This window comes from Acidiplasma cupricumulans (assembly GCF_001402935.1).
Taxonomy (GTDB): domain Archaea; phylum Thermoplasmatota; class Thermoplasmata; order Thermoplasmatales; family Thermoplasmataceae; genus Acidiplasma; species Acidiplasma aeolicum.
In genome coordinates this window covers 1-4,640 of the sequence record NZ_LKBH01000083.1, presented here as the reverse complement: position 1 = coordinate 4,640, position 4,640 = coordinate 1, and the positions used below count along the sequence as shown (strand labels likewise).

The 4,640-nt window shown below is 31.4% G+C and carries 4 protein-coding genes; 1 reads left to right on the top strand and 3 read right to left on the bottom strand.

Annotated features, from left to right (window positions below; all coding sequences use genetic code 11):
• From AOG55_RS02640 to AOG55_RS09270, 3 genes are all read right to left on the bottom strand, one after another.
• The coding region (locus AOG55_RS02640) for a hypothetical protein (protein ID WP_156318728.1) at window positions 1-240 on the bottom strand (240 nt) is incomplete at its 3' end.
• A complete protein-coding gene (locus AOG55_RS02635; protein ID WP_055040854.1) occupies window positions 237-3,137 on the bottom strand; it encodes a bifunctional DNA primase/polymerase in 2,901 nt (966 codons plus the stop codon). The genes AOG55_RS02635 and AOG55_RS02640, both read right to left, overlap by 4 nt.
• Before the next feature lie 185 nt (window positions 3,138-3,322).
• Window positions 3,323-3,481, bottom strand: a complete 159-nt coding sequence (locus AOG55_RS09270) for a hypothetical protein (protein WP_156318727.1) — start codon at window positions 3,479-3,481, stop codon at window positions 3,323-3,325.
• Between the two features lie 86 nt (window positions 3,482-3,567).
• Here AOG55_RS09270 and AOG55_RS02630 point away from each other — a divergent pair, with 86 nt between their 5' ends.
• Window positions 3,568-4,521 carry a hypothetical protein gene (locus tag AOG55_RS02630; RefSeq protein ID WP_054963981.1) on the top strand — a complete coding sequence of 318 codons (954 nt, stop codon included), beginning with the start codon at window positions 3,568-3,570 and terminating at the stop codon, window positions 4,519-4,521.
• Window positions 4,522-4,640 lie beyond the last annotated feature (119 nt).

Here is a 4,640-nt window from a genome sequence, read left to right as displayed (position 1 = left end):
TAATTCGCCTCCTTTCTGAATATTTTCTTTATGGCCTGCTCTAACCTTTTTATTATATTTTTTATTCCTTCTTTCATAGCTTTCATCTCCTGGCTTTAAGGATAAGCCATAACCGTGATTGATTAAAATATCAGCCATCCAGGATTCCACAGTTATTTTACCTGGAATTAGCTTATAATCACCGTAATAGCCACATACATTCATCTCTGGGCCCAGATAAAAAATATCAGTGTAAGTCATTGAGAATCACCCCTGGATAATATGTTAAAATCGGTTTCTGATATTTCCTGAGAATCGGCTAAAAATAAACCCCAACCCTTTGGCGTTTTATTCAATTTATCAGGGATAATAAGTTTTAAAAGAACATATGATGTTTCAGATGAACCTTTTTTGGGTATAATCTTGGAACTATTACATGATATATCAGAACCATAGAAAAATGAATAATCATATTTATTGAAATTTTTTAATACCTGGTAATAATGGGCTTTGCCTTTTGGCATTATAATGTTTTCTGGGTTACCTTTGTTATTTTCATTATTTCCTTCATTGCCTTCTTTTGCCTTCTCGGAGTCTTTATTTTCTGAATTCCCTGCATTTTTGTTATCCTCATTTTGCTGTTCTTTTTGCTTTTCAAATTCTTTTTGCTCATGTTCCTCTATTAATGATTGTTTAACTGGACCCTCCGGTAAAGAATTAAGATCAAAATTATGGCCTTTGTTATCATTATCTAGGGCTGAATTTTCAGGGTTGCGATCATCATTATCATCAATTTTTAGATCTTCATCATCGGGTGTTACAAATATCCCTGACCATGCATGTATGGGTTTTCCATTAATTCTTTTTCTAAACTCAGAAACCTCAAGGTCAAGATAGTGAATTGCTTGTCCTAGCTTTGTTTGTGAGTTCCTGTCCTGTTCATCGTATTTCGGTAAATGGTTAGCCTTACAGAACTGATTAACCTGTTTTATCAGTGCTGATTTGATTTCAAAAACCGTTACTGTGCCATCTCTATTTGCTGAAATGCAATTATTTTCATCCAATCCGTGTTTTTTGCAGTAATTTAAAACATCATCAGGATCTATTAGAATTTCATCTTTAGCCTCTTTAAGCTTTAAATATGTTATTGCAGGATTTGACTTCATTAAATACCTTTCCTTGGCTGTTTTTATGTTATATCTATGTGTAAATCCATGTTTTATAAATTCGGGATATATCTTATCTATAATAAAGGAAAACAAGGCATCAAGTTCACTAGGGTTTGATAATTGCGCCATAATTTTTGCAATTTCATCAGGATTTAAGGTATTAAGGAAATTATTAAACTCAACGATGTTTATGATTCTACGCCATATTGCCAGTTCATCTTTCGGTGGAATTAACTGATTCGTTGATAGAATAACAGCAGATTGATACTGGCTAAGTATCGAGGGCTTGTTTTTAATCGGGATATTTTCATAATCATGGCCTGTAATTCTTTTAAGTATTTCCCAGTTATATGTAACGCCCTTTACGGATTCTGAGAATAACAAGGCCTTTTTGTTAGCAATAGATTGCAATTCAAATGGGTAATTTGCAATCCTATTTAGATCTGGCATGGCCACATTTTCACGGCCAAGCAGATTTGAAATAACATCATTTTGAATAATTCCTTTTCCATTGCCACCCTCACCGTAAAAAATTACCATGCCCTGAATGTTATTATCATTTAGAAGGCACCAGGCCAAAGACTCATATACAGTTCTTTTATCTTTTTTAGGATTCACCAGGATCTTGTTTAAGAAACAATCAAATGCAAGTTGATTTGCCTCAGAGATGTATTTCCTTTCAATGTTTTTATAGAAAAAATTTTTGTTATGGGGCTCCAGCTTTTTTGTTTCAACGTTGTAAAGGCCAGATGGAATCGGTATTAAAGTATTTGGCAGTTTTTTGTTTTTAAATTCTTTGCTGTAAGTTATATGTTTTATTCCCGCTATAATCTCATTAATATTATGCTCGGATATTGAATTGTCTGTTATTTGTATAAATTTTTTAATTTCATTTTCTACATCGGTATGCCATCCATCGAGGTCTGAAAAATGATATAAATTCTCAAATTCATCGGTAAAAAGGTTTGTATATTTGGACATAACGAATTTTATTGATTTTTCCTTGTTAAAGTGCTTAACATTATGGCCATCAATATCATAAAATGGTGATTCATAGTGTTCGAAGATTAATTCTAAGTTTTTTATAATTTCATCAAAATTTTCATATTGATCCTTGTTTGATATTACATCATTTTTAAAAGTTGTATATCCAAGGACTTTTTTGTTATTTTTGGCCTTATTGTAAGAATTATCAATGACAGAGTAATTTACATCCGGCCATTTATTTAAATTTGCAGCTTCCTTTATTATCTCCTTTGTGTGTTCAATTGATATATTTCTAAGGGCCATGGCACCAGAAAACGCCATTAGCATTTCATTTCCTTTGCCGTTGGGATGCTTGAATATGTCCGAGACAGTTTTAATTAATAAAGATAAGGTTGAATCGTTAAAATTAATGGGTACAATGGTCTCATTAGAATCATCTGACATATCTAATTCATAAAGATAATTATATAATTCATCAGGCATAATTGAAATTGGGGCATCAACTATTATTTTGTATTTTCCGTACTGGCCCTCACTGGGAGGTGCAACAACATAGCCTCCATCTCCCTTCAAATCCACCTTTTGTAATATTCCTATGTGCGTTTTTAAGGATACCTGGTTATTTCTCAATTTGTAATATAGCTGCTTGCCTCCGGATTGAGTTTTTATTGTTTTTGTTTTAAATTTTTCAGCATTATTTTTGTTAATGAATTGGCTGATAAAGTTCTGTTCGCCGGTGTTTATAATTTTTCCATCCTTTATAACGGGCCTGTGATTATTATCCTTCTCAACATCACAATCGATAACATACAAATTATTTATAGCACCAGTCAGAATTGCAATCTGATCCCCTGGTTTATATAATTTCAAAAATTGATTATAATCGTTCGTTGCATCTTTAAGGCCGTGAATTGTATGCGGCACTTTGTTTTTACCTACAGGAAAAATAAAAATATGGTTTTCGCAATATTTTTTGGCAGCTTCTAGTATTTCATTTGTCATCTTTTTAATGCCTCACTATGAAAAAGTTTATTAACATGCAATATAATATAAAAAATAAGGGAAATTAAGGTTAGCCTGGTGTAGTCTCCTGCTATCATTTTCCCTCCTCCTTTTTATTTTCTTGTTCTGAACCATTAACGATCTTGTCCCATAGCTCAAATAACCTCGGAATTTTCTTTTTTTCATCATTTTTTATCATGTTCTGTCACCTCATATGCCTCAGCACCTCTAATGAGAAGCTGGGATAATGGCAGATTAAGCTTTGCTGCCTTCCTCATCAATTTTAACTTAATCTCAATTGGCAGGTATATACTTGTTCTGTTTAACTTTTTATTATTTATCATGTCTAAGCATGTATGTTATGCATATTTGACATATAAATTTTTCCTTTTCAAACGAAAGTTTAAAATCATTTTATATATGTACATACATGAAGAGAATATCTATAACTTTTAATGAGTATGAGTATGAGTACTTAAAATATGCACGGGACCTAGTAAATGAGAATCCATTTGCTAATGCTGATATAAAGGATATTTTATATTCCTTTATCGAATACACTAGAGTCAGAATTTTAGATAAAAGGCATTTAATAAGATTTGTAAACATATTTTTGATCAAATCTAACAGTAAGCCTTTAGAATTAGAAGACACTGGAACTAAATCATTTAGCCCAATCAATGATATATATTTTCATAAAACCGAAGATCGTAAATTAGGGGAAGTTTACACTTTTCCAATTTTATATGCTCTCAGGCTGGAAGATAATATAATCAGTACATTAGATGATATAAAAGAAGGCTTGCTCTCAAAAGCCCCACAGTTGAAAGACCCTAATTATTCAGAAATTATAAGAAACTGTGTTCACTTTGTCATAGATAATATCGATTCTAAGTTTGATTTCTTTTCTATCTTATACATTTTCAAATTAACTTCTAACGCCAATATGTTGGGTCTTATAGGAAATATTATGGAAATTAGTGAAAATACTTCTATGTCTCCTGATGAAGTACTGGAACAACACAAGGATAAAGCTAAACCTCAGTATTTCAAAAAATATATAGAAGATTATAACACATATAAAAAATTAAAGAAATGGCTATCCAACACAAAATTAGATGAAACTCTGGATGAGTATAATAAAATTTCCAAGAGGATAGGGTTTTATTCAACTACTTGGAGAGCGGTACCGTCATTTGTTGATTTTTTATTCTTTCTATCTAACCTATACTTTAACCTTTCCTCCAGTATAGCAGCATTATCTCATTTTTCTTATGATGATGTAGTTAATTCATTCCTAGAACCTGCTAAAAAACTTTATACTGAAAAAATGGAAGACATCTATATTTTTCTCTTTTATACTTGTTTCGATTTTAAAAACTAATTTTATTAGTGCTAGCAAAAATATTGGTACCATTATGGCTGACTATCGGGCAATTTGTAATTCTATTTAATTTCTTACTGGAAAGAGCAAAAAAAATTTAGACAGATAACTAATATATA